Origin of the sequence: Mycobacterium sp. RTGN4, from assembly GCF_033804635.1 — a bacterium.
In the GTDB taxonomy this organism is placed as follows: Bacteria; Actinomycetota; Actinomycetes; order Mycobacteriales; family Mycobacteriaceae; genus Mycobacterium.
The window spans coordinates 1-25,291 of sequence record NZ_JAPZLB010000011.1; the positions used below are offsets into that span (position 1 = coordinate 1).

A 25,291-nucleotide genomic window follows, 5' to 3' on the forward strand; every position below is an offset into this window, starting at 1 on the left:
CTAGCGCGCCAGTAGACAACACCAAACCCACCCGGTAGACCTACACCGAGGCCCACCGGGTGGCGGAATTACGTGACGGACACCCCGGGGGAATTACGCGACGGTCGACAGATGAACGCCTGATACGCCGCGCCGGCCGAAATCGCTCCATCGCCGTATGCGATGAGATTGACGTTAGTGAGGTATGCGGTCCAATTCAGCAACGGCGCCAGGGCGCTTATGTCACCGTTCTGCGCGGCGGCAAGGAGGTAAGCGGCCTGCGCAGTCGCAGGAAGCCCGCTCAGGTCAGTAGGTGACGTCCACTCGCCATCGCCTTTGGCGGTCCAAAAGCCGTCGGTGATCCAGCCGTAGTCGGGGACCGTCTGGTTGACATCCACGTACTGAGGGATGCCCACCACGGCCGCGAGCGCGGCGGCCGTGGCCTTAGGGCCGGCAATAGCATCTGCGCAACTAGCCTTGAATCCACAGCCGACGATGGCGGCTCCATAGGCCTTGGCGTAGGCAGTGGCGTACGCGGATGCGTAGGTCGTCGCATACGTCGGGTTGGCGACCCCGGTCTCAGTCACGACGTGAGACCCCGTTTGGCCGTAGGTTCCAACGGTGTAGGACGGAAGGCCGTCGATCCACGTCACCCACGCCGGCTTCAGATCCACGCCCCCGGGGACGATGCCCCAACCGATGAGCGGATCGGTGTCTTTAGCCCCCACGATTGCGTTGTTGATCGCCACCGGATCCGACGGCAGCGTCGAGCCAGCGCCGATCGGCAGCCAGCTTGGGAAGCCGACGAAGTAGGTCTGCGATGACAGTGCCTGCGCCACCCCGGGCGCCACGGCCACCGAAACCGCCGTCGCAACGGCCGCCCCCGCGATCGCCGCTTTCTTCGTCTTCTTCTGCCGATGCTTTGCCACGTAGTCCCCCTCAGGAAAATCTCAGTTAGGTCACGGGAAATATATAGGCAATCCCCGACAAGGGCGCGACTTCTGGGGCGTGTTAGCGGGCAGTTCGTTGCGTTTGCAATCGCTTTGCTACCGTAGGCGACCCAATATTTACGACTCCGTCATTGGCTAGGGCGTCGTCTCACTGTGGTCTAGCTACAGTGGCTACCTTGGCCCGACAACGGCGCCGAGTGGGGAACCTATCGGGTTGAGCGACATCAGTGCGCATATATCTTGAGGATAATTCCCAAGCCGCGGGGTTCAGATCTGACAACAGCAAACACTGTGACACGAACTGAACGATAACTGCCAACCGCCGAGGCAAACTCCGCAAAATATTGGCGTAGGCGAAAGTTAATGTTGCTCTCGACGCGGTCCGACACGCAGTGGGCGACACGGCGCTTCGTCCGGCCGCGCTCGGCTGGCCGTCCGACTCCGTACGGTGGGCAGCCGCACCCATGTGACGCTCCGCGTCATGAGTTAGCTCAAGCTCCGGGGTGGGTGCGCGCCGTCGAGCCACATGAGCGAGTCTGGGAGTGCGAGGTGCTCAGGACGGTGTCGGGTGCCCGCGAGCGTCGGAAGCGGGTGACCTGACGGATCTCGAAAGCACCGCTCGAGTGACGAAAGCGGCGGTACCGCCGACTAGATCGAAGTCCCGGCTTAGCCCGGGATCGCCCAGGCCAAGCCAGGCATCTTGGAGCGGGCGACGGGAATCGAACCCGCGTAGCTAGTTTGGAAGACTAGGGCTCTACCATTGAGCTACGCCCGCGTGCACTGCACCGCAGACTGTACCGGCGCCGACGTAATCAAATCCAATTGATTGTGTCGCGTGTTCAGCCCGTATCATCTCGACCGCAGCGAGACACGGGGTGTAGCGCAGCTTGGTAGCGCATCCGCTTTGGGAGCGGAAGGCCGCAGGTTCAAATCCTGTCACCCCGACCGGACGTCACTAGTAGAGACATGCAAGGAGTACATGCCGTGAAGAGCACCGTGGAGAAGTTGAGCCCGACAAGGGTTCGCATCAATGTGGAGGTGCCCTTCACGGAACTGGAGCCCGACTTCGACGTCGCCTTCAAGGAGATGGCCAAGACTGTGCGGCTGCCCGGCTTCCGGCCCGGCAAGGTGCCCGTCAAGCTGCTCGAGGCGCGCATCGACAAGCAGGCCATGCTCGATCAGGTCGTCGGCGAAGCGGTCCCCGCCCGCTACAGCGAGGCCGTCACGGCCTCCGAGGTGCAGCCCATTGGGCAGCCCGAGATCGACATCACCAACAAGGAGTACGGCCAGGACCTGACGTTCACCGCCGAGGTCGACGTCCGCCCCGAGATCACGCTGCCGGACCTCAAGGCGCTGAAGATCACGGTCGACCCCATCGAGGTCAACGACGAAGAGGTCGACGCGGAGCTTCAGAACCTGCGCGCCCGGTTCGGCACGCTGACCGGCGTCGAGCGCCCCGTCGCGGACGGCGACTTCGTGTCCATCGACCTGTCGGCGACCGTCAACGGCGAGGACGTCCCCGAGGCCAAGACCGAGGGCCTCTCGCACGAGGTCGGCTCCGGCCAGCTCATCGAGGGCCTCGACGACGCGATCATCGGGCTCAAGGCCGACGAGAGCAAGACCTTCACGACCAAGCTCGTCGCCGGTGACCACGCCGACGAAGACGCCGACGTGACCGTCACCGTCAAGTCCGTCAAGGAACGCGAACTTCCCGAGCCCGACGACGAATTCGCGCAACTGGCAAGCGAATTCGACACCATCGACGAGCTCAAGGAGAGCCTCGTCGAGCAGGTCAAGCGAGTCAAGCGCGTCCAGCAGGCCGAGCAGATCCGCGACAAGTCGCTGGACGTGCTGCTCGAGCGGGTCGACGTCCCGCTGCCGGAGAACATCGTGCAGGCGCAGGTCGACGAAGCCGTGCACAACGCCATCCACGGGCTCGACCACGACGAGGCGAAGTTCGAGGAGCAGCTCAAGGAACAGGGCAGCAGCCGCGAAGAATTCGACGCCAACACGCGCTCGGAGGCCGAGAAGGCCATCAAGACCCAGCTGCTGATGGACAAGATCGCCGACGACCTGGACGTCCAGGTCGGTCAGAACGACCTCACCGAGCGGCTGGTGCTGATGTCGCGGCAGTACGGCCTTGAGCCGCAGCAGCTGCTGGCCTACCTGCAGCAGCAGAACCAGCTGCCGACGATGTTCGCCGACGTGCGGCGCGGCCTGACCGTCGCCGCCGTCGTGCATGGCGCGACCGTCACCGACACCGACGGCAACGAGATCGACACAACGGAATTCTTCGGTCCGCCGGCCACGCAGGCCGAGGGGTCGGACGACGTTGCGAGCGCTGCCGACGACGCCGAGGACGACGACGCGTAGTGACGCTGTGAGCGAAAGCGCGCGCTCCGGGGACTCGGACGCCGTGCGGTTTGGTTAGTGTCGGTGAACATGAATGTCGAGTACGAATACTCGAGGAAGCAGGGAACCAGTCGTGACTGAAATGCGTGCGAGCACGTCGGGGCTCAACCTCGTCGACTCGGTTTATGAGCGGTTGCTCTCCGAGCGAATCATCTTCCTGGGCTCACAGGTCGACGACGACATCGCCAATCGGCTGTGCGCGCAGATCCTGCTGCTCTCGGCGGAGGACCCCACCAAGGACATCCACCTCTACATCAACTCGCCGGGCGGTTCGATCAGCGCCGGCATGGCCATCTACGACACGATGGTGCTCGCGCCGTGCGACGTGGCCACCTACGCGATGGGCATGGCCGCCTCGATGGGCGAGTTCCTGCTCGCGGCGGGCACCAAGGGCAAGCGCTACGCCCTGCCTCACGCGCGCATCCTGATGCACCAGCCGCTGGGCGGGGTCACAGGCAGCGCCGCCGACATCGCCATCCAGGCCGAGCAGTTTGCGGTCATCAAGAAGGAGATGTTCCGGCTCAACGCCGAGTTCACCGGTCAGACCCTCGAGCGCATCGAAGCCGACTCGGATCGCGACCGCTGGTTCACGGCGCCGGAGGCCCTGGAGTACGGCTTCGTCGACCACATCATCACCAGTGCCAATCTCAACGGCCAAGGACCGACGGCAGGACTAGACAAATGACCGATCACACCGATCCCCGCCTCGCTCCGCAGGCGCGCTACATCCTCCCGTCGTTCATCGAGCACAGCAGCTTCGGTATGAAGGAGTCGAACCCGTACAACAAGCTGTTCGAGGAGCGCATCATCTTCCTCGGCGTGCAGGTCGACGACGCCTCGGCGAACGACGTCATGGCGCAGCTGCTGGTGCTGGAGTCGCTGGATCCCGACCGCGACATCACCATGTACATCAACTCGCCCGGTGGCTCGTTCACCTCGCTGATGGCGATCTACGACACCATGCAGTACGTGCGTGCCGACATCCAGACGGTGTGCCTGGGCCAGGCGGCCTCCGCCGCGGCGGTGCTGTTGGCGGCGGGCAGCCCGGGCAAGCGGTTGGCGCTGCCGAACGCGCGGATCCTGATCCACCAGCCGTCACTGGGTGGTGTCATCCAGGGGCAGTTCTCGGACCTCGAGATCCAGGCTGCCGAGATCGAGCGGATGCGCACGCTCATGGAGACGACGCTGGCGACTCACACGGGCAAGTCAGCCGAGCAGGTTCGCAAGGACACCGACCGCGACAAGATCCTGACCGCCGCTCAGGCCAAGGAGTACGGGATCATCGACACCGTGCTCGAGTACCGCAAGCTTTCGGCGCAGAGCGCGTAACTCCCGCCGTCAGCTGGCAGGTTTGCGCGCTACCTTGGTGACGGACGGCTCCCGGACCGGTAACGGCGGTAACACGAAGCGGCGACACGACAAAGCCGATACGCGTTCCGACGGGTCGTGGAGGAAAACAGGGGATATGTTCTGCACCACGCAGGAAATCTCACCGACGCGATTCGGCTTTATCGGTCGCATGGCGCCGGACCATACGGGTAGCGTCGGGAACACACCCGGTGCGACCCGCACGGCAGACCCATACCGACGGAAACCAAGGAAGTAGGACCGCAGGGACATGGCACGCATTGGAGACGGCGGTGATCTGCTGAAGTGTTCTTTCTGCGGCAAGAGCCAAAAGCAGGTCAAGAAGCTCATCGCGGGTCCCGGCGTGTACATCTGCGACGAGTGCATCGACCTCTGCAACGAGATCATCGAAGAGGAACTCGCTGACGCCGATGACGTGAAACTCGACGAGCTTCCGAAACCGGCCGAGATTCGCGATTTCCTCGAGGGATACGTCATTGGTCAGGACACCGCCAAGAAGACGTTGGCCGTGGCCGTCTACAACCATTACAAGCGCATTCAGGCTCAGGAAAAGATGCGCGATTCGCGCGCTGAGCCCGTCGAACTGTCCAAGTCCAACATTCTGATGCTCGGCCCGACGGGCTGCGGCAAGACGTACCTGGCGCAGACGTTGGCCAAGATGCTCAATGTCCCGTTTGCGATAGCGGATGCGACGGCGCTTACCGAAGCCGGCTATGTCGGTGAGGACGTTGAGAACATTCTGCTCAAGCTGATTCAGGCGGCCGACTACGACGTGAAGCGCGCCGAGACCGGCATCATCTACATCGACGAGGTCGACAAGATCGCCCGCAAGAGCGAGAACCCGTCGATCACGCGTGACGTGTCCGGCGAGGGCGTTCAGCAGGCGCTGCTGAAGATCCTCGAAGGCACGCAGGCGTCGGTGCCCCCCCAGGGCGGTCGCAAGCATCCGCATCAGGAATTCATCCAAATCGACACCACCAACGTGCTGTTCATCGTGGCGGGTGCGTTCGCCGGGCTCGAGCGGATCGTGTCGGATCGTGTTGGCAAGCGTGGTCTTGGCTTCGGTGCCGAGGTGCGCAGCAAGGCCGAGATCGACACTCAGGATCACTTCGCCGAAGTCATGCCCGAGGATCTGATCAAGTTCGGCTTGATCCCCGAGTTCATCGGCCGGCTCCCGGTCGTGGCATCGGTGACCAACCTCGACAAGGAGTCGTTGGTCAAGATCCTGTCCGAGCCCAAGAACGCGTTGGTCAAGCAGTACACCCGGCTGTTCGAAATGGACGGCGTCGAGCTCGAATTCAACGAGGACGCGCTCGACTCCATCGCCGATCAGGCCATCCACCGTGGCACCGGAGCCCGCGGACTGCGCGCCATCATGGAAGAAGTCCTGCTGCCGGTGATGTACGACATCCCCAGCCGCGACGACGTCGCCAAGGTCGTGGTGACCAAGGAGACCGTCGAGGACAACGTGCTGCCGACCATCGTGCCGCGCAAGCCGACTCGCAGCGAGCGCCGGGAGAAGAGCGCCTAGCTTTCCGATAGCGCTGAGGGCCGTGAATCCACGTGATTCGCGGCCCTCAGTGCATTCGGTTCACTCTGAGGCGGAGTTGCACTTGCGTTCCTCGACAACTTCGTCGACCAGTGCGACGATCTCGGCGACGCCGTCCCGCTGTGCGAACGCGGTCTCGAGCTCGCGAGCGCGGCTCAGGTAGCGTCCGTCGTCCAGGAGCTTGCGTACGGCGTCGCGGATCATCGTCGCGCTCGGCGTTCCCGTCTTGAGGTCGATGCCCGCACCCGACCACCCGACGCGCGCGGCGACTTCAGGCTTGTCCTCGGTGCTCCCGGCGACCACCATCGGAACGCCCGTTGACAGCGCCCGCTGGACGGCCCCGTATCCGCCGTTGGTGACCATCACGTCGACCTTGGGTAGCAACACGTCGTGCGGAATGAACTCGGCAACATGGGTATTCGCGGGCAGGGGAGACCTGAGCTCGCGCACGTCGCGGCCGCCGGTGGTGACGACCAGCGTGACGTCCTCGGCTGCGAGCGCCTCGATGGTGGGCTCGATCAGCCGGGACATGTCCTCGTTGTCGACGGTGCCCTGGGTGACGTGGACGACGGGTCGGCCTCCGTCCAACTCCGACCACCAGTCCGGTGGTTCGTACTCTCGCGACGCCTGCGGGTGGACGGCGCCGACGAACCGGACGTTCGGCGCTAGATCGCGGCGCGGGTACTCGAAGCTCGGCACGGTCGGCACGAAGAACCGGTCGGCGAGTACGCCGACGTCGAGCAGAAAGACCGGAAGGCGGCGCATCCCAAGCGCTTCCAGCATCGTGTTGGTGGCGCGCTGCGATTCGCGCAGGATGACGTGCTGCGACAACCACGTCAGCGCGCGGTTGCGCAGCCGGGCCAGCCATCCGGTGCCTGGCGGCAGCCCCATTCCGTTGGGTGCGGTGTCGCGGCTGGACAGCATCAGCGGCGTCGGGGTGTATTGCAGGATCGGGGGCCGCGCCGCGGGATCGCTCAGCAGCAGCGGGATGACCCCGAAGAAGCCGTAGTCGGCAATGATCGCGTCGAATCGCGTAGCGGCAAGCGCCGCAGTCAGTTCGGCGTACTGGTGAGGCATGGGCGCGAGGAACAGCCGGATGATCGCCAGATTGAGCGCCCTGACCTTCGAGGTGTTGCCACGACTCTCCGCGTCGAACGGCGACTGGTCGAAGTCCGCCTCCTTCGGAAGCGGGTGGGGATCGGCGCCCGCGGCCAGGATGGCGTCGGTGTGGTCGGACCCGGTCATCACCGTGACCCGGTGACCGCGTGCGACGAGGTCCTGTGCGACGGTGAGCAACGGACCGATGTGACCGGTGGGCGACAGTGCGGCAATGAGGATTTCAGGCATGGCCCACCTCGCCATCAGTGGGTGGTCGCCACGGCCTCGATGACCCCTTGAGGCGATCCGTTGCTCCAGAACGAACAGCGCCGGAAGCCGGCCTCGGCAAGCAGTCGGTCGTACTGCGCGAGTGTTCGCTCCCTGCCGTCGGTGACGGCCAGCATATTGAGGTCCATCACCGCTGCGACGCCGGGATTGTTCCCTTCCCCGACGACCATCTCGATGATGGCCACGCGCGCGCCCGGACGCATCGCTTCCCGGCAACTGGTCAGGATCCGAACGCAGTCATCGTCATCCCAATCGTGGAGGATGAACTTGAGCAAGTAGAGGTCGCCACTGGGGACCGCTTCAAAGAAGTCGCCACCGAATGCGCTGGCACGGCTGGCGAATTCAGACTCGGCCAACACGGGACCCACGGCGTCGGCCACGTCCGGCCGGTCGAAGACGACACCGTGCAACTCCGGGTTTGCACTGAGCAGCTCACGCAGCAAGGCTCCGTTGGCCCCTCCGATGTCGACCGCGAGACCGACACCACGAGTGTCGATGGCCTGCACCACGTCGAATGCCCACAGTGACGTCACGCTCTCCATGTACGCCGTGAACTCTCGCGCTTGCTCAGGGTTGTGCACCAGATAGTCGAAGGCGGGCATCCCGAGCGTCTGCCGCACCTGGCTGGTCCCAACCCGCGCCCCGTAAGGCAAGGCCGCCCACGGCGCCCAATGCGATGTATTCGTCGCGCCGAGGGCCATTCCGCGCAGCGATCGAGATGCATCGGAGCGCAGGGTGTCCAGTAGTTCGGTGCGATGGAATCGACCTTCGTCGTCCACCTCGACGAGGCCGTAGACGATTCCGGCTCGCAGCAGTCGACCGGTGGTCTCGGGGGCTGATCCCTCTCGCGCGGCGATCTGCGCGGACGTCAGCGCGCCTTCGGCGAGGTGATCAGCGACCGAGAACTCGGCGAAGGCGCGAACCGTCTGGCTGACCATGTATCCGTAGATCATGTCCGCCATTCGCTGGTGCGGGTCCTCCGACGCCGCCCACCGCCACGCCGCTTCGGCCGAATGATTCTCGTTTACATCGTCTTCCGTCATGTGCTCATCATTGTTGATTCATCGGAGCGCAGCGTGGAGATCGCGTGGAGATCACGTGGAGACTGTGTGGATCGTACGGTCCGATCGCGTCATGCCGCGTCAGTGCTTGACGCGGTCCGGACGCGTATAGACGTTCATGGATTCGCCACGAAGGAACGCGACCAGCGTGAGCCCGGCTTGGCTGGCCAGGTCGACGGCCAGTGACGACGGCGCCGAAACCGCCGCCAGGACGGGGATGCCCGCCATGACGGCCTTCTGGGTGAGCTCGAAGGAGGCGCGTCCGCTGACCAGCAGGACGGTCCCCGACAACGGAATGCGGTCGTGCTCCACCGCCCAGCCGATGACCTTGTCGACGGCGTTGTGCCTGCCGATGTCCTCGCGGACGACGAGCATGGTGCCATCCGCGTCGAACAGGGCCGCACCGTGGAGACCACCGGTGCTGGCGAACACCTTCTGCGCGCCGCGCAACTGATCGGGCATGGCCGACAACGTTTCCGAGGGCACCACGGTCGGGTCGTCACCAGGAGCGTGGCGGGAGATGAGCCGTATGGCGTCGATGGAGCTCTTGCCGCAAACCCCGCACGATGAAGTGGTGTAGAAGTTTCGGGTGACGTCGAGGCTTGGCGTCGGAACACTCGGAGCGAGGGTCACGTCGAGCACGTTGTAGGTATTCATGCCGTCTTCACCCGCACCGCGGCAGTACTGCACGGTGGCGATGTCGTTGCGATGGCCGATGACGCCCTCAGTGAGCAGAAAGCCTTGCGCCAGTTCGACGTCGGAGCCCGGGGTGCGCATCGTGACGCTGATGGCGCTTCCGTTGATGCGAATCTCCAGCGGCTCCTCGACGGCGAGCGTCTCGGGCCGAGTCGTCATCGTGTCGGCCGTGAGATGGTTGGCCTTCCGGCGTGCGGTCACCCTGCCCATCAGTTGGCCGCTTCCAGCCTGATGACGACCGCCTTCGACACCGGCGTATTCGACTTCTTCGCAGTGTGATCCAGTGGCACCAGCGGGTTGGTCTCCGGGTAGTAGGACGCCGCATTTCCGATCGGCGTCGAGTACGGCACGATCAGGAAGTCCTTGGCACGACGTTCTTCGACATGGCCAGTGGCGTCGGTGAATTCGGAGATCAGGTCGACGCGGGCGCCCTCGGATAGCCCGAACGACGCGATGTCCGCCGGGTTGACGAAGATCACGCGGCGGCCGCCCTTCACCCCGCGATAACGGTCGTCGAGGCCGTAGATGGTGGTGTTGTACTGGTCGTGGCTACGCAGCGTCTGCAGGATCAGTCGCCCCGGTGGCACCGGCAGCCATTCCAGCGGATTGATGGCGAAGTTGGCTTTGCCCGTGGCGGTGGGGAATTCGCGGGCGTCTCGCGGCGGGTGGGGGAGTTGGAATCCGTCGGGTTGGCGCACCCGGGTGTTGTAGTCGGTGCACCCCGGTACCACGTCGGCGATGGCGTCCCTGATGAGGTCGTAGTCCGCGCGCAGCGCTTCCCACGGCACTGGATGAGTATGGCCCAGCAGCGTTCTGGCCAATTCGCAGACGATGGCCACCTCGCTGCGCAGGTACTCGCTGGGCGGATGAAGGCTGCCACGGGAGAGGTGCACCATTGACATCGAGTCCTCGACGGAGACCAGCTGCTTGGCGCCGGCCTGGATGTCGCGATCTGTGCGACCGAGCGTCGGGAGGATCAGCGCGGTGCGGCCGTGGACGACGTGGCTGCGGTTGAGCTTGGTCGAGATCTGCACCGTCAGTGCACAACTGCGTAGCGCGGCCTCGGTGACCTCGGTGTCGGGGGTTGCGGACGCGAAGTTGCCACCCATGCCGATGAATACTTTGGCGCGACCGTCGCGCATCGCCCGGATCGCGTCGACGGTATCGTGCCCGTGCTTGCGGGGGCTGGTGATGCCGAACCGAGTGTCCAACGCGGCCAAGAACTGCTCGGGCATCTGCTCCCAGATGCCCATCGTCCGGTCGCCCTGAACGTTCGAATGTCCGCGCACGGGGCAAACACCCGCGCCGGGCTTGCCGATCATGCCCCGCATCAGCAGCAGGTTGGTGGCCTCACCGATGGTGGCGACCGCGTGCCGGTGTTGGGTCAAGCCCATCGCCCAGCAGAACACCGTCCGCTGGGAGGTGCGCAACATCCCCGCGACCCGATACAACTGCTCCCGATCGATGCCGGTGGCCTCGATGACCGTGTCGAGATCGATTGCGCGGGTGCGCTTCTCGTACTCGTCGAAGCCAGCGCAGTGGCCTGCGATGAAGTCACGGTCGACCACGGTGCCCGGGGCGGCGTCCTCAGCTTCCACCAGCAGTCGGCCAAGCCCCGCGAACAGCGCCATGTCGCCGCCGAGCCGGATCTGCACAAATTCGTCTGCGATCGGGATGCCATGGCCGACGACGCCATTGACCTTCTGCGGGTCCTTGAACCGCATCAGACCGGCCTCTGGCAGCGGGTTGACGGCAATGATCTTGGCGCCGTTCGCCTTTGCCTTTTCCAGGATCGAGAGCATCCGCGGGTGGTTGGTTCCGGGGTTCTGTCCTGCGATCAGGATGCAGTCGGCGTGGGCGACGTCGTCGACGGTCACCGAACCCTTGCCGATGCCGATGGATTCGCTGAGCGCGGTGCCCGACGATTCGTGGCACATGTTCGAACAGTCGGGCAGGTTGTTGGTGCCGAAGCTGCGTACCAGTAGTTGATAGAGGAACGCGGCCTCGTTGCTGGTACGGCCCGAGGTGTAGAAGCACGCCTCGTCGGGGCTGTCGAGGCCGTTGAGGTGCTCAGCGATCAACCGGTAGGCGTCGTCCCACTCGATGGGCCGGTAGTGGGTGTCGCCAGGCGCCAGCGCCATCGGTTGGGTGATGCGGCCCTGTTGGGACAGCCAGTACTCAGGTCGGTCGGCGAGGTCACTGATGGCATGCCGTGCGAAGAACTCCGGTGTGACGCGCCGCTTGGTCGCTTCCTCGGCGACGGCCTTCGCGCCGTTCTCGCAAAACTCGGCCACCTTGCGCCCGCCGTGCTCCTCGGGCCACGCGCACCCGGGACAGTCGAACCCGTGGCGCTGGTTCAGCCGAGTCAACGTCGCCGCGGTGCGCACCGGCCCCATCTGCTCCAGCCCGCGATGCAGCGACACCATCACCGCCTTGACCCCGGCCGCCTCGTGCTCCACCCCGGAAACGACCACGTCGTGCTCGTCGATATCTGCGTCGATGTCCTTCTCGGGATGGCGGCGGGTGGACATGCCTCCAGGGTAGGCCGACGGACTGGCTGAGCATGCGGATACATGGCGTCAGCTGTTGCAGCGCTTCGACCTCGAGCCACTCGCTGCGTTGCGTGATTCGGAGGACGCCGCCGGCATCGCAGAGCATTGCGGGCTCGCGACGGTGCCACTCTTCGACTGATCGGAAATGGTCAGTCGCCCGCGCTGCTTGCCTGGTGCGGTTGGCGCGTCAGACTGCTTGGTTGTCGGGTGGTGCGGGTTCGGGGTTGTCGTCGTCGCCCCATGGGTCGTCTAGTGGTGGTGGTGCGGGTCCGCCGGGTGTTGCGGGGTGTCCGGGGTGGTTGTCGGGTGCCCAGGGGTCTTCTAGTGGTGTGGTTTTGCGGGTGGTGTTGTCGGGCTTGGGTGTTGGGTCTGTTGGTGGGGGTTGCGGGTCGTCGGGTGGTTGGAGCAGTTTTTCGGGTTGGTGGTAGAAGTTGGTGCGGGCTTGGCCGGTGTCCAAATGGGGTGGGCGGATCCATTCGACTTCGTGCTGGTCGTTGACGGTGGTGGTCCAGCCGTCGGGGCCGACCATGCGGTTGTCGACGCCGCAGGCCAGCGTCATGTCGTCGACGTTGGTGTGGCCGCCCTCGATCCAGTCTTGGCGGGCGTGGTGGACCTGGGCGCCGTAGGCGCCCACGGTGCAGCTGGGTTTGGTGCACCCGCCCTCGCGGGCGATGAGCATGATCCGTTGGGCCGGGGACGCGACCCGGCGGGCGCGGTAGAGGTTCATGGCCGATCCGGTGGCCCGGTCGAACACCGCCAGATAGTGGTTGGCGTGGGCGGCGAGGCGGATGACCTCGCGGATGGGCATGACGGTGCCGCCGCCGGTGACACCCACCCCGGCGCGGGATTCGAGGTCTTGCAGGGTGGTGCGGATGATGATCGAGACGGGCAGTCCGTTGAGTTGACCGAGTTCCCCGCTCATCAGGGCGATGCGCCCGACCGCGACCAGCGCGTCGTGTTGGCGTTGGGCCAGGCTGCGGTGATCGGCGTCGATCTGAGCCTGGGAAGGGGTGCCGCAGGTGCAGGGTTGCTCGTCGTCGGGGTTGCACATGCCGGGTGCGGCGTACTTGGCGAAGATCACTTCCCAGGTGGCCCACGCTTCGGGGGTGAGCTCGCCCTTCACTGGGATCATCCCGTCGCGGCCCTGTTTGCCTTTGGAGAGTCCGCGTTTGCGGGCGCGTTCGGTGTCGTCGGGTTCGGGGCCGTCCTGATCGAGCAGGAACAGGGTGAGCTCGGCGACGTCCTTGAGTTCTTTGGGGCCGACGCCTTGGGCGGTGCGGGCCAGGTCGGTTTCGAACTGGGCTGCGGTGGTGGGGTCGGTGGCGTCGGGCAGGCGGCTGATGGCCTTGCGGATCACTTCGACGTGTTCACCGTTGATCACCCCCTGGGCTTGAGCGGCCGCGGTGGCCGGTAGCAGCGGGGGCAGGGGTTGCCCGATCAGGGTGCGCCGTGGTCCCAGTGCGGCGGCGTCGGCCAGGCGGCGCCCGGCTTCGGCACTCGAGATGCGCCAGCGGGTGCGCAGCACTTCGTTCCAGGACTTGGCGCCCAATTCCCTCGGGGTGTGTTCGGCTTGCAGGCTGGCCAGCAGGTGGTGGAATTGGGTGGGTAGTTGGCAGGTCAGCGTCTGCAGGTCGTCGCCGAGGGTCAGCTTCTTGGAAAGCGACAGGCCGTCCGGTCCGGCGGCGGCGATCTTGGCGTAGCCGGCGCGCATCATCGCGATGCCCTCGTCGACCTCCGCCTCCGCGTCCAACATACTTCGAACATACATTCGACTACCGACAAATAGCCGCGATGTGACCACTGAAACTGAAGTGACAGAAGAGTTTTGAGTGAACAGCGGTGCAGGTATACGACTGAGTTTTGGCCTTTGATACCTATCGAAAGCCCGGCGGCAGGTCTGCGCCGCCGGGATCGGGCGGTGGCGCGCTGACGCCGTCATCGTCAGCCCACCGACGCCCGTGCTGATCGGGCAGGTCGCCCCACCCGAGGTAGGGCAGCGGTGTGCGCGGCCGGATTCCAAGCACGTCCTGCGGGTCGATCAGATCGGGTCCGACCGTGCACAGGTGCTTCCAGCTGTCGCCGAAGTCGAACTCGTACGAAAACTGCTCTCCGGGTTCGAGAGTGGCGAGTGAGACCGTCGCCTCGTCCGTGACTTCGTCCTCGTCGTCCTCGTCGTCCTCGTCGTCCTCGTCGGGAATGCCGATCAGGCGGCCGTCCGCCATCTCGAACTGATGTAGGTGGGCGCGATCCCACCGCGCGAACGCGGCGTCGATAGCGTCGGCGAGTTGGCTGAACATATGTGTAGAAGCCACCGCGATGTCGCGACCCGGCCGCGGCCAGAAATCGGTTCCGCGTCCCGTGACCAATTCGACCCGAATCGACAACCAGTCGGCAGCCATGTCAGCGATCTACTTTGCCGGATCGGCGAGTTGAACGACCGCCACTGCGTCGCCCGTGACCGGAACCGAGAGCAGAATGCGATTCATCACTCCCGGTTACCCGCATTCTGCCGTTGACGCGCGCGTAACAGTCCCGGAACAGGACGTTCTTAGTGTGGGCCGGTCACGTCCGCGAAACGGTTGCGGGCGAACAGGGCGATAGGAACTCCATTGAGCGGAAATGCGGTCCGTCTGCAGGCGATCAACAATGTCGAGGGCTACGTGCCTCCCCCCGTCAGCTTCGACCCAGGCGAGGCGCCCGGCGAGATCTTCGGTGCCAACGTCTTCACCAATGCCGAGATGCGGCTGCGGTTGCCCAAGTCCGTCTACAAGTCGGTCGTCGCGACCATCGAGAAGGGCGCGAAGCTGGATCCGGCCGTAGCCGACTCCGTCGCCTCAGTGATGAAGGACTGGGCGCTGTCGAAGGGCGCGACCCACTACGCCCACGTCTTCTACCCCATGACGGGGCTCACGGCCGAGAAGCACGACAGCTTCCTCGATCCTGTCGGCGACGGGACCACGCTCGCTGAGTTTGCGGGCAAGACCCTGATCCAGGGCGAGCCCGACGCGTCCAGCTTCCCGTCTGGCGGGTTGCGCAGCACCTTTGAGGCTCGCGGCTACACCGGCTGGGACGTCACCAGCCCGGCGTACATCCTCGAGAACCCCAACGGCAACACGCTGTGCATCCCGACGGTGTTCGTCTCGATGACCGGTGAGGCCCTGGACTACAAGACGCCGCTGCTGCGCAGCCAGCAGGCGATGGGCGCCCAGGCCGAGCGCATCCTGAAGTTGTTCGGGCATGAGAACTTTGACCACATCGTGTCGTTCTGCGGTCCCGAGCAGGAGTACTTCCTGATCGACCGGCACTTCTTCCTGGCCCGTCCCGATCTGATCAACGCGGGCCGCACCCTGTTCGGCTCCAAGCCGCCCAAGGGTCAGGAATTCGACGACCACTACTTCGGCGCCATTCCCGATCGGGTGCTCGGCTTCATGATGGATACCGAGCGTGAGCTGTTCAAGCTCGGCATCCCGGCCAAGACTCGCCACAACGAGGTCGCGCCAGGACAATTCGAGATCGCGCCGATGTTCGAGCGGGCCAACATCGCCGCCGACCACCAGCAGCTGCTGATGACGACGTTCAAGACCATCGCCAAGAAGCACGGCATGGAGTGCCTGTTCCACGAGAAGCCGTTCGCCGGTGTCAACGGTTCGGGCAAGCACGTCAACTTCTCGCTGGGCAACGCGCAGTTCGGCAGCCTGTTGGTGCCGGGCGACACCCCGCACGAGAACGCTCAGTTCCTGGTGTTCTGCGCCGCGGTGATCCGCGCGGTGCACAAGTTCGCCGGCCTGCTGCGGGTGTCGGTGGCCTCAGCCACCAACGACCACCGGCTCGGCGCCAACGAGGCTCCGCCCGCGATCATCTCGATCTTCCTCGGCGATCAGCTGGCCGACGTGTTCGAGCAGATCGCCAAGGGTGCGGCGACGTCGTCAAAGGGCAAGGGCAGCATGATCATCGGCGTCGACACGCTGCCGGTGCTGCCGACCGACCCTGGCGACCGCAACCGCACCAGCCCGTTCGCGTTCACCGGCAACCGCTTCGAGTTCCGTGCGCCGGGCTCGGGGCAGACCATCAACGTGCCGATGATCATCCTCAACACGATCATGGCCGACTCGCTGGACTACATGGCCACGTGGCTGGAGAAGGCCGTCGGCGACGGCGAGGACTTCGACATGGCCGTGCAGAAGCTGCTCACCGAGATCATCACCGAGCACGGCGCGGTGGTCTTCAACGGTGACGGATACTCGGAGAACTGGCAGATCGAGGCCGCCACGCGTGGCTTGCCGAACCTCAAGACGACGCTGGACTCCATTCCGGAGCTGGGTAAGCCGGAGGCGATCGAGGTCTTCGAGAAGTACGGCGTCTTCAATGCGCGCGAGCTGCACAGCCGCGAAGAGGTCCGTTACGAGATGTACGCCCTGACCGTCAACGTCGAGGCCAAGCTGACGCTGGAAGTGGGGTCGACGGTCATCCTGCCCGCGGCGATCCGGTACCAGACGGAGCTCGCCCAGAACGTCGCGACGCTCAAGGCCGCGGGGATGGAACCGGAGACCACGCTGTTGACGGCCGTGTCCACCCCCATCTCGGAACTGTCTGCGGCGCTTACGGCGCTCAAGACGGCGATGGGCGAGCATGGTGGCGACTCGGCCGCCGAGGAAGCTGCCCATGCGCAGGGTCTGTTGCCCTTGATGGACGCGGTGCGTGGGGCGGCCGACACGCTGGAAGGCGTTGTGGCCGACGATCTTTGGCCGCTTCCGACCTACCAGGAGATGCTCTACATCCTCTGATCAGCCTGGAGCCGCCCCGGTGCGGCGACAGTAGACCTCGTCGAGTGTGGGGGTTTCCGTCCGAAATCTTCGGTACTGGTAGCCGCAACCCCCACACTCGACGATTAGCCGGCGCTCTGCGAATGCGGGGCGCCGGCTGTCGTGTTGGCGATTGCCAATCTCGGGCTCGCAGCATTCGTCGGTTCAACGAAGCATAGTTGAGTTAATGTTTTCCTCGTGTCCTCCAAGCTTCCGATGATGCATCACGTCGTGTTCGCCGTCGCGGCCGAGCGGCTCGACCAGGCGACGGCGTTCCTTGAAGCACTCGGATTCAGGTTCCAGACCCATGTACTCGATGACGTCGGCCTTCGGGTCACGTTGGACTGGGACCGCGGTGTCGAGCTCGTCACGCCGACCGACGCTGGCAATGCCAATCAGGTTCCAGTGGCCGACTTCCTGGCACGCAATGGCGATGGGGTGTTCTCCGTGGTGATCCGCGTGGAAGACGCCGACGCCGCGACGGAACTCGCGCAGCGGTACGGCGCAACGGTCGACTTCCGACAGGACCGGAGCGGGGACGGGCTCGACCTCGTCGAGGTCCAGCTGGCAACCATCTTCGGCATGCCGCTGACGTTGTTGTCCACGAACTTGCCGTGAAGCGGCCGGCGTCCAATGAATCATTGAATGATCTATGTTTGTGTGCTTACATGTTGAGCGCTTGGCGGCGAACGTGAGGAGCTGACGGTGGGCAGTCTGGACGGCAAGGTAGCGATCGTCACCGGGACCAGTCGCGGCGTTGGCGACGGGATAGCCGAGGAGTTGTTACGCGCCGGCGCCACTGTCATCGGCTGCTCACGTTCCCCGCTCGACGAACTCCCCGCGGCGGCCCGAGTGGAAGGCGGTCGGGAGCGCTCGGCCCAATGGGTCTGTGACCAAGGCGATTACCACGCCATCGACGCGTTCGTGGGCAGGGTCGTTGACACCTACGGCCGCATCGACATCCTGATCAACAACGCGGGCGGGACGGTACCCAGCCCGAGCGTCGAGGCGGTGCCCGAACTGGTGCAACGGATTCAGGGCAGTCCACGCGGCGCCGATGACTACGAGCGCAGCGTGTTGTTCCACGCGTTCGCGATCCAGATGAACTTGATCAGCCCGCTGTGGTTCGCCATTCGTGTCTGCCCCGAGATGAAGCGCGGCGGTGGGGGAGCGATCGTCAACATCTCCAGTGGCGCAGGACATCCCGCTGGATCACCGACGTTGGTCTCCTACGGCGCCGCGAAGTCCGGACTCAACCACCTGACGCGTTCGCTGGCGCAGGAGTGGGGTCCGGACATCCGCGTCAACTGCCTCGCCTTGGGGCCGACGATGACCGCCAACTTTCACGACTTCGTGCTGCCTTCCGACGACAAGGACGGCACCAAGTACTTCGCGAAGGTTCCGCTCAAGCGGGCGGGTGGGGCCGACGAAGTAGGTCGGGCGTGCGTCTTCCTGTGCAGTGGACAAGCCGACTACATCAACGGCACCACCGTCGAGATCGACGGTGGAATGTTGCCCGGCGTGTTGTACGACGCAGGGCTGAAGACCATCACCGACCTGTTGTGACTCGAACTCTGGAGTTCCCTTGACGCTCAAAGTAATCCAGTTCTCGACTGGCAACGTCGGGCAGCACGCGCTGAGGCAGCTCATCGAGCACCCCGACCTCGAGCTCGTCGGAGTCCACGCCAGTAGCCCGGCCAAGATCGGCCGTGACGCCGCCGAACTGTGCGGGCTGAGCGAGCTGACGGGCGTTACGGCGACCGACGACGTGGACGCCCTGGTGGCGCTGCGCGCCGACTGTGTCGTCTACACGTCGCAGGGCGAGACGCGACCGACCGAGGCGCTCGCCGAGCTCACGGCATTTCTGAGCGCGGGCACCAACGTCGTCGCCACCTCAATGGTGTGGCTGATCAATCCCGACACCGCCGACGCGTGGCTACGGGAGCCGCTGCTCGCCGCCTGCCACGAGGGCGGCACCACGATGTACGTCAACGGCATCGATCCCGGATTCTCCGGAGACATGCTGCCTTTCGCCGCGCTCAGCCTATGCCAGTCCGCCACGTCGATCCTGGTTCAGGAGGTCTTCGACTACGGCACCTACGACGACGCCGAGTTCACTGGTGTGAGTTTCGGTTTCGGCTTCACACCCGACCAGGATCCGCCGCTGATGTTCCTACCCGGCGTGCTCCGCTCGATCTGGGGTGGCCCCGTGAAGCACCTGGCGGAGTGTCTTGGCGTCGAGCTCGACGAGGTCCGCGAGCGCCACGAGACCTGGGTGACCCCCAAGCCGATCGACTGCACGATGATGCACGTCGAGCCTGGTCAGGTGGCCGCCGTGCGATTCGCGGTCGAGGGCATCAAGGACGGCGCGCCCGTCATCGTGATGGAGCACGTCAATCGTCTTACCCAGGCCGCGGCCCCGGATTGGCCTTATCCGCCGGAGGGGCGCGGTGGCGTGCACCGTGTCGTGGTGGCGGGTAGGCCCGGTGTCGAGATCAACGCTCACGTGGGCTCCGGTGACATCGACCAGAATGAGGGCGGTGTCATTGCGACCGCGGCCAAAGTGGTCAACGCGATCCCAGCGGTGTGCGCGGCGCCTCCTGGCATGCCGTCACTGCGGGATCTCCCGATCGCTCAAGTTCACGGGCTGATGCGATGACGGCACCAACCCGGCGCGGCGAGACGCGGCAACAGCGCGGCGACGAAACCCGGGCGGCGATCATCGTCGAAACCGTGGCCTGCATTCTCGAGGAGGGCTTCGCCGCGGCCAGCGCCAAGCACATCACCGAACGCGCCAACGTCAGCTGGGGTGTCATCCAATACCATTTCGGCGACCGCGATCAACTCCTCATGGCCGTGGTGGACCAGGGTTTCGCGGGACTTCAACAAACGCTCGCCGAGGTGGAGCTCCCAGCTGGCCCGCTGCGAGCACGCGTCGCTGCCGTCGTGGAGGCGGCCTGGTCGGCGTTCAGCAACCCGACGTCGATGGCTGCGCAGGAAATCTTGGTGGCCACGCGCGTCACCCGAAACAAGAAGCTGAACCGGCACCTCGTCGACATGAATGCGGGGCTCACCGCACTGGGCGCCAAATTGGTTCCTGACCGGGATGGCACCGCGATCGCCGACCTGATCTGGGCGTGTCTGCGGGGATTGACGTTGCCACAACTGGTTTCGCCGACCGATTACGACAGCGCGCGACAGCGGGAGGCGCTGGTCGACGTGCTCACGTTGTACCTCTCGGCGGAGAGCTTGTTCGTCCGCGAGCGCAGCTAGAGCACCGTCAACGCCGACTCCGCGGCAAGCTTGAGGGCTTCGGCCACCGGCCGCTTGCGGTGCGTCTTCGACAGGATTTCAATGCCCCACGGACCGTGGAACCCGAGCTCACGCAGCACGGTCACCAGGCCGACCAGATCGAAAGAGCCGTCTCCGCACAACAATCTGTTGTCGACGGTGTCCTCGAACACCGACCCGACCGCCGTGGCGGCGGCATCGTCGAGTTCGACGCCGAAGATCAATTCCGGAGGCAACGCTGCCCGCAACTCGTCGAGCGAGGTGCCCGCCCGGAAGACATGCCAGGCGTCCACCAGCAGGCCGACGGCAGGATGTCCGGTTGCCTCGATGAGCTCGGCCCCCATCGGCACGGTTGTGATGATGGAGAACGGCATGGTCTCGATGGCCACTCGGGTGCCGTGATCGACTGCCTGCGTGGCCAATTCACGCAGCGGCTCGACGAGCCGCTCAGGGTGGAGCGTGCGTGCACCGAGGTCGGAGCCGATCTTGATGAAGGCTGGCTCGAGCACGTCGGCCGCCTCGAACAACAACTCGCGCACGGCGTAGCTGTGCCCCGGCTCGCCGCGCGGGATCCACCAGCGCTCCAACAGTTCGATCTCGACATGGGTGAGCCCGTGATCGGCGATCAGCTCCCGAAGCGCTGGGAAGCCGATCGAGTCGCGGACGGCGCTCAAATCGTCAGCAATGAGGCCCATCCCGACAAAACCCGCTTCGGCCACTGCCGCCACGCGTGTCGCGATCGGGACCGGACTGGTCGCAGGTGATCGCATCGGCGACGTGTCACCGGCGCTTGTCCACGCCGTCGCAACGAGGTGTGCTTTTGTCATTTCAGTCCTTCTCGAGACTGCGGTGAGATCGTCGCATCAGCGAAATCGACGAGCTCACCGCAGTTTCGATGCGTTCCGCTACTGGTTTTGCGGGAAGCCCAACTCGATGCCACCGTGGCTGGGGTCTAGCCAGCGGCTGGTGACGGCCTTGGCGCGGGTGAAGAAGTGGACGCCTTCGGTGCCGTGGGCGTGGGTGTCGCCAAACAGCGAGGCCTTCCAGCCGCCAAAGCTGTAGTAGGCCATCGGCACTGGGATGGGCACGTTGATGCCGATCATGCCGACCTCGACCTCGTTCTGGAAGCGCCGCGCGGCCCCGCCGTCGTTGGTGAAGATCGCGGTGCCGTTGCCGTATGGGTTGGAGTTGATGAGTTCCAGGGCCTCGTCATAGGACTCGACGCGCACGACCGCCAGCACCGGGCCGAAGATCTCGTCGGTGTAGATGCTCATGTCCGGGGTGACGTGGTCGATCAGGGTGGGGCCCAACCAGAAGCCGTCCTGTCCGCCGTCGGCGTTCACGGTCCGTCCGTCGACGACGATCTTGGCGCCGTCGGCTTCACCGGCGTCGATGTAGGAGGCGACCTTGTCGCGGTGAGCCTTGGTGACCAGGGGACCCATGTCGGAGTCCTTGGTGCCGTCGCCGATCTTCAGCGGCGTGGTGCGCTCGGCGATCTTGGCGACCAACTCGTCGGCGATGGGTCCGACGGCCACGCATGCCGAGATCGCCATGCAGCGTTCGCCCGCCGAGCCGAAGCCGGCGTTGACCATCGAGTCGGCAGCCAGGTCCAGGTCGGCATCGGGCAGGATCACCGCGTGGTTCTTCGCGCCACCGAGAGCCTGCACGCGCTTGCCCGCGGCGGTGCCGGTGGCGTACACGTACTGGGCGATCGGGGTGGATCCGACGAAGCTGATCGACTTGATCGCCGGGTTGGTCAGCAGTTCGTCGACGACGGTCTTGTCGCCTTGGAGCACGTTGAACACCCCGGGTGGAAGGCCGGCTTCGGCCCACAGGTTGGCCAGCCACAGCGAGGCCGACGGATCCTTCTCCGAGGGCTTGAGCACGACGGTGTTGCCCGCGGCGATGGCGATGGGGAAGAACCACATCGGCACCATGGCCGGAAAGTTGAACGGTGAGATGACAGCGACTGGGCCCAGGGGTTGGCGGATCGAGTAGATGTCGACCTTCGTCGAGGCGTTCTCGGTGTAGCCGCCCTTGAGTAGATGCGGGATACCGCAGGCGAATTCGACGACCTCCTGGCCGCGGCTGACCTCGCCGAGGGCGTCGGAGACGACCTTGCCGTGCTCGCTGGTGATGATCTCGGCGAGCTCACCCTTGCGGGTGTTGAGCAGTTCGCGGAAGTTGAACAGGATCTGCGTGCGCTTGGTCAGCGAGGTGTCGCGCCAGGCCGGAAACGCCGCGGCGGCGGCATCGATCACGGCACGGGCGTCCTCGACACTGCCCAGCGAGAGCTCTCCAGTGATCTCGCCGGTCGCGGGATTGGTCACCGGTGCCGTGGTGCCTGCGGTGCCCGGGTAGACCTTGTTGTTGATCCAGTGGCCGATGGTGTTGGTCATCTCATCCTCAATTCTTGTACTTGGAGACGTAGTTGGTCATGGTGGCGAGTTGGTAGCGCGATACCTCTTGCGCATTCTCGTCCTCCGCGAACACCGACGAAACCATGACGGTGTCGGGGCGGTCGTAGAACCCGATTTCGGCGAGTCCGGAGAAGAACTCGTCCCAGTCGACGTCGCCGTCGCCGATCTTCAGGTGCTGGTGCACCCGGGCACTGTTGCCCGGGGGGTTGGTGATGTACCGCAGGCCGTGGCTGCGGTGGTGGTCCATGGTGTCGGCGACGTGCACCAGCCGCAGTTTGTCGCCTGCAGCGCGCATGATCTCGGTCATGTCTGAGCCCATCGTGCCCAGCATGTGAAAAGCGTGGCAGGCCACAAAAACCATGCCGAGGTTGGGGGAGTTGACGCCACGGATGATCCGTACCGCCTCGAAGCCGTCCTCGACGAAATCGTCTGGGTGCGGGTCGATCCGGACGTCGATGCCCTCGCGCTCGAAGATGGGGATCAGTTCCTCCATCGAGCGGAAGAACGCGCGCTCGGACTCCTCGGCCCGTTCCGGCCTGCCGGAGAACTCGGTGTTGATGACGTTGACGCCGAGATCCACCGTGATGTGGATGACACGCTTCCAATTTCGCACAGCGGCTTCGCGGGCGTCCTCGTCGGGGCCCGACCAGCGCAGCACCGGGAGCACCGAGGCGATCCCGACGCCGGCATCGGCGCAGGCCTTGCGGAACTTCGCCACCAGATCGTCGTCGGCGCGGGGGTGGTTGTAGAAGGGGATGAAGTCCCGGTGCGGTGTGAGTTGCAGGTGCTCATATCCGAGTTCGGCTACCAGCGCCGGGAATTCGAGCAGCTCGTAGTCGTGGTGGAACGGCGTCGGGTCCAGTGCGATCTTCATGTCATGCTCCAGGGATCGAGTCGCGTGACACCATCTTCACCTCGACAGGCAGGCCGCTGTTCAGCGACTCGACGCCCGCCTCGCACACCGCTGACGCGGCGTAGCCGTCCCAGGCGCCAGGGCCGTCGACGTTCACTCCGGACTTGACCGCGTCCACCCAGCGCTGGAATTCCGTGTCATAGGCCTGGCCGAACCGTTCCCGGAAGCCGGGCGTGATTTGCCCGCCCCAGGCGCCGGAGGCGGTCTTGCTGATCATGTTGACGTCGAGTCCGATGATCGCGCTGCCCTTCTCGGCGACGACCTCGGTGCGCACCTCGTAGGCCACACCGGTGGTGACGAACAGTTCGACGTCGACGTGGCGGCCGGACGCGGTGCGCAGGATGGCGATCTGCGGGTCGGCAAGCCCTTCGGGCGCACCGGGATTCGCCGATGGCTTCACGATCTGAATCGAGACGATCTCCTCGTCGAAGAGGAACCGGGTGACATCCACTTCGTGGACCAGCGAGTCGCGCACCACCATGGCGCTGTCGAAGCTCGGCGGCACGGCAGGATTGCGGTGGACGCAGTGCAGCACCAGTGCGCGACCCAGGTCGCCGCTGTCCAGCAATGCCTTCAATTGGGCGTACTCGTGGTCGAAGCGGCGCATGAAGCCGACCTGGATCAGCCGCGTGCCGTGCTCGGCCTCGCGCTTGACCACCTCGAGCGAGGTGTCGACGTCGGTGGTCAACGGCTTCTCACACAGCACCGGCTTGGCATGCTCGATGCACGCCAGCAGTTGCTTCTCGTGGGTGGGCCCGGGGGTGGCGAGCACGACGGCGTCCACTCCCGCATCGGCGATGGCGTCCAACGGATCGCTGATGGCCCGGCAACCGGGGATGGTGGTGGCCACCTGCTCCGCCTTCTCGGTGAGATAGTCGTTGACCACCGTCACCTTGGCGCCGGAGATCCTGGTGCTCAGGCGGGCGACGTGATCGGCGCCCATGATGCCCACCCCGAGGACGGCTACACGCAAGTCAGACATGGCTTTTGAGCTCCTAACTGAATCGGACGGACGGGATGCCACAGGACCCCAGGTACTTTTGGGTGCGCTGGGCGATCGGAAGGGGAGCGTCGACGGCGCACGGATACATGTCCTGCTCGACGATGGCGAACACGTCGATGCCGAGCCGCTCTATGGCGGCCAGTAGCGGCGGCATGTCGGGGATGCCCAGTGGTGGTTCGGTCATGGCGCCGAGCCTGACGGCCTCGCCGAACGGCAGATCCTCGGCTTCGACCTTGGCGCGCACCACCGGGTCGACTTGCTTGAGATGCAGGTAGCCGATGCGCTCCGGCGCCCGCTCGATGATCGCGATGTTGTCGCCACCGCAGTAGCTGATGTGGCCGGTGTCCAGGCACAGGTTGACGAACTCACCGTCGGTGCCGTCGAGGAAGCGGTAGACGTGCTCCTCGGTGTCGACGTGGCTGTCGGCGTGCGGGTGGTATTGCGCACGCACGCCGTACTTCTCGAACATCGCCTTGCCGAGCTCGTTCATGCCCTTGGTCTTCTTGACCCACTGCTCGGGGGTCAGGTTGCGGTCCTCGAGCACGGCGCCGGTGGCGGGATCGCGCCACATCTCCGGGATGACGACGACGTGCGTGCCACCGACAGCCGCGGTGAGGCGCGCGACGTCCTCGATCTGCTTCCACACCGCATCCCAAGAATCGTCTTGATGAAGGTGCTCGAAAACCGTTCCCGCAGAGAGCTTCAGGTTGCGGGCGGCGAGCTCGTCGGTCAGCTGCTTCGGATCGGTAGGCAGGTAGCCGAACGGCCCTAGCTCGATCCATTCGTAACCGGACGCGGCGACCTCGTCGAGGAAGCGGGTGTAGGGAGTCTGACCCGGGTCGTCGGGAAACCAGACGCCCCAGGAGTCGGGGGCGGACCCCACCAGAATGCTGCTCATGGGTGGGCTTC

21 protein-coding genes and 2 tRNA genes are annotated in these 25,291 nt (G+C 65.0%); 10 read left to right on the forward strand and 13 right to left on the reverse strand.

Annotated elements, in window-relative coordinates:
• Positions 1 to 68 precede the first annotated feature (68 nt).
• Complete coding sequence (locus tag SLQ30_RS22455; RefSeq protein ID WP_319450835.1) at positions 69 to 908, reverse strand: hypothetical protein; 840 nt, start codon at positions 906 to 908, stop codon at positions 69 to 71.
• Between the two features lie 722 nt (positions 909 to 1,630).
• Positions 1,631 to 1,704: transfer RNA gene (locus tag SLQ30_RS22460), tRNA-Gly, on the reverse strand.
• Between the two features lie 96 nt (positions 1,705 to 1,800).
• Here SLQ30_RS22460 and SLQ30_RS22465 point away from each other — a divergent pair.
• The 5 genes from SLQ30_RS22465 (at position 1,801) to clpX (ending at position 6,240) form a co-directional block, all read left to right on the forward strand.
• Positions 1,801 to 1,874, forward strand: a tRNA-Pro gene (locus SLQ30_RS22465).
• Between the two features lie 39 nt (positions 1,875 to 1,913).
• Entirely contained in the window at positions 1,914 to 3,302 is a 1,389-nt protein-coding gene (gene tig / locus SLQ30_RS22470) for a trigger factor (RefSeq protein WP_319450834.1), read from the forward strand.
• A 121-nt stretch (positions 3,303 to 3,423) separates the two neighbouring features.
• Positions 3,424 to 4,026, forward strand: a complete 603-nt coding sequence (locus SLQ30_RS22475) for an ATP-dependent Clp protease proteolytic subunit (RefSeq protein ID WP_319450838.1) — start codon at positions 3,424 to 3,426, stop codon at positions 4,024 to 4,026.
• Positions 4,023 to 4,670: an ATP-dependent Clp protease proteolytic subunit gene (locus SLQ30_RS22480; protein ID WP_319450833.1), complete on the forward strand. Its 648-nt coding sequence runs from the start codon at positions 4,023 to 4,025 to the stop codon at positions 4,668 to 4,670. The genes SLQ30_RS22475 and SLQ30_RS22480 overlap by 4 nt, the downstream gene beginning before the upstream one ends.
• Before the next feature lie 289 nt (positions 4,671 to 4,959).
• Entirely contained in the window at positions 4,960 to 6,240 is a 1,281-nt protein-coding gene (clpX, locus tag SLQ30_RS22485) for an ATP-dependent Clp protease ATP-binding subunit ClpX (protein WP_319450832.1), read from the forward strand.
• 60 nt (positions 6,241 to 6,300) lie between these two features.
• On the opposite strand, the gene SLQ30_RS22490 is transcribed toward clpX, so the two are convergent.
• The 6 genes from SLQ30_RS22490 to SLQ30_RS22515 form a co-directional block, all read right to left on the reverse strand.
• Positions 6,301 to 7,605 (reverse strand): glycosyltransferase, encoded by a 1,305-nt coding sequence (locus tag SLQ30_RS22490; RefSeq protein ID WP_319450831.1) that lies wholly within the window; start codon positions 7,603 to 7,605, stop codon positions 6,301 to 6,303.
• Positions 7,606 to 7,619: 14 nt separating this feature from the next.
• On the reverse strand, positions 7,620 to 8,687 hold the full coding sequence (locus SLQ30_RS22495; protein ID WP_319450830.1) for a methyltransferase: 1,068 nt from the start codon (positions 8,685 to 8,687) through the stop codon (positions 7,620 to 7,622).
• Between the two features lie 99 nt (positions 8,688 to 8,786).
• Complete coding sequence (gene fdhD / locus SLQ30_RS22500) at positions 8,787 to 9,611, reverse strand: formate dehydrogenase accessory sulfurtransferase FdhD (protein WP_319450829.1); 825 nt, start codon at positions 9,609 to 9,611, stop codon at positions 8,787 to 8,789.
• Complete coding sequence (locus SLQ30_RS22505; RefSeq protein WP_319450828.1) at positions 9,611 to 11,932, reverse strand: FdhF/YdeP family oxidoreductase; 2,322 nt, start codon at positions 11,930 to 11,932, stop codon at positions 9,611 to 9,613. The genes fdhD and SLQ30_RS22505 overlap by 1 nt, the downstream gene beginning before the upstream one ends.
• Positions 11,933 to 12,140: 208 nt before the next feature.
• Complete coding sequence (locus tag SLQ30_RS22510) at positions 12,141 to 13,721, reverse strand: 13E12 repeat family protein (protein WP_319450827.1); 1,581 nt, start codon at positions 13,719 to 13,721, stop codon at positions 12,141 to 12,143.
• Between the two features lie 106 nt (positions 13,722 to 13,827).
• Complete coding sequence (locus tag SLQ30_RS22515) at positions 13,828 to 14,352, reverse strand: IS1096 element passenger TnpR family protein (RefSeq protein WP_319450826.1); 525 nt, start codon at positions 14,350 to 14,352, stop codon at positions 13,828 to 13,830.
• A 210-nt stretch (positions 14,353 to 14,562) separates the two neighbouring features.
• On the opposite strand from SLQ30_RS22515, the gene SLQ30_RS22520 reads away from it, so the two are divergent.
• From SLQ30_RS22520 to SLQ30_RS22540, 5 genes are all read left to right on the forward strand, one after another.
• Positions 14,563 to 16,737 (forward strand): glutamine synthetase III, encoded by a 2,175-nt coding sequence (locus SLQ30_RS22520; RefSeq protein WP_319450825.1) that lies wholly within the window; start codon positions 14,563 to 14,565, stop codon positions 16,735 to 16,737.
• A 216-nt stretch (positions 16,738 to 16,953) separates the two neighbouring features.
• Positions 16,954 to 17,373: a VOC family protein gene (locus tag SLQ30_RS22525; protein ID WP_319450824.1), complete on the forward strand. Its 420-nt coding sequence runs from the start codon at positions 16,954 to 16,956 to the stop codon at positions 17,371 to 17,373.
• A gap of 87 nt (positions 17,374 to 17,460) precedes the next feature.
• Entirely contained in the window at positions 17,461 to 18,321 is an 861-nt protein-coding gene (locus SLQ30_RS22530) for an SDR family NAD(P)-dependent oxidoreductase (protein ID WP_319450823.1), read from the forward strand.
• Positions 18,322 to 18,340: 19 nt separating this feature from the next.
• Positions 18,341 to 19,414, forward strand: a complete 1,074-nt coding sequence (locus SLQ30_RS22535) for a dihydrodipicolinate reductase (RefSeq protein WP_319450822.1) — start codon at positions 18,341 to 18,343, stop codon at positions 19,412 to 19,414.
• Complete coding sequence (locus tag SLQ30_RS22540) at positions 19,411 to 20,028, forward strand: TetR/AcrR family transcriptional regulator (protein WP_319450821.1); 618 nt, start codon at positions 19,411 to 19,413, stop codon at positions 20,026 to 20,028. The genes SLQ30_RS22535 and SLQ30_RS22540 overlap by 4 nt, the downstream gene beginning before the upstream one ends.
• Here SLQ30_RS22540 and SLQ30_RS22545 read toward each other — a convergent pair.
• From SLQ30_RS22545 to SLQ30_RS22565, 5 genes are all read right to left on the reverse strand, one after another.
• Positions 20,025 to 20,873, reverse strand: coding sequence for a sugar phosphate isomerase/epimerase family protein (locus tag SLQ30_RS22545; protein ID WP_319450820.1), 849 nt, complete (start codon positions 20,871 to 20,873; stop codon positions 20,025 to 20,027). The two genes, SLQ30_RS22540 and SLQ30_RS22545, sit on opposite strands and share 4 nt — an antisense overlap.
• Before the next feature lie 78 nt (positions 20,874 to 20,951).
• The gene (locus SLQ30_RS22550; RefSeq protein ID WP_319450819.1) at positions 20,952 to 22,445 is read right to left on the reverse strand and encodes a CoA-acylating methylmalonate-semialdehyde dehydrogenase; all 1,494 of its coding nucleotides are present in this window, start codon (positions 22,443 to 22,445) and stop codon (positions 20,952 to 20,954) included.
• Between the two features lie 7 nt (positions 22,446 to 22,452).
• Positions 22,453 to 23,340 carry a sugar phosphate isomerase/epimerase family protein gene (locus SLQ30_RS22555; protein ID WP_319450818.1) on the reverse strand — a complete coding sequence of 296 codons (888 nt, stop codon included), beginning with the start codon at positions 23,338 to 23,340 and terminating at the stop codon, positions 22,453 to 22,455.
• A gap of 1 nt (position 23,341) precedes the next feature.
• On the reverse strand, positions 23,342 to 24,361 hold the full coding sequence (locus SLQ30_RS22560) for a Gfo/Idh/MocA family oxidoreductase (RefSeq protein WP_319450817.1): 1,020 nt from the start codon (positions 24,359 to 24,361) through the stop codon (positions 23,342 to 23,344).
• 13 nt (positions 24,362 to 24,374) lie between these two features.
• Positions 24,375 to 25,280, reverse strand: coding sequence for a sugar phosphate isomerase/epimerase (locus tag SLQ30_RS22565; protein ID WP_319450816.1), 906 nt, complete (start codon positions 25,278 to 25,280; stop codon positions 24,375 to 24,377).
• Positions 25,281 to 25,291: the final 11 nt, after the last annotated feature.